This is a genomic window from Marinomonas arctica (assembly GCF_003259225.1).
GTDB lineage: Bacteria > Pseudomonadota > Gammaproteobacteria > Pseudomonadales > Marinomonadaceae > Marinomonas > Marinomonas arctica.
Genome location: NZ_QHJF01000091.1, coordinates 1 through 440, shown reverse-complemented (window position 1 = coordinate 440; position 440 = coordinate 1). Strand labels below are relative to the sequence as shown.

Annotated in this window: 1 protein-coding gene; it reads left to right on the top strand. The window is 50.2% G+C overall.

Annotated features, from left to right (window positions below):
• A partial coding sequence (locus DK187_RS20960) for an IS66 family transposase (RefSeq protein WP_162623583.1) occupies positions 1–440 on the top strand: 440 nt, incomplete at both ends.

Here is a 440-nt window from a genome sequence, read left to right as displayed (position 1 = left end):
TGTTCGACTATGATCCGACCCGAGCGGGTCACGTACCGACACGCCTATTGGAAGGATTTAGTGGCGTATTACAAGTGGACGGCTATAGCGGCTATGGCAAAGTCTGCCGAGAACTTGATATCACTCGCATTGGCTGTTGGGATCATGCGCGGCGCAAGTTTGTTGAAGCCGCGCGCGGTGTGACTTCTCAGAAAGGAAAAAGTAACAAGGCCAAGCCATCGAAAGCCGATGTCGGCATCGGTAAAATCCGCAAGCTCTATGCCATCGAAAGCAAAATAGAAGGCTTAAGCGAGTCGGAAAAATACACTGTTCGCCAAGAACTGGCCTTGCCAGTGCTGCAAGACTTCAAAGCATGGCTGGAAACCAACCACCCTAAAGTTCCCAAAGACTCGCTGATCTTCAAAGCGATCCAATATACCCTCAATCAGTGGGAATCTCTG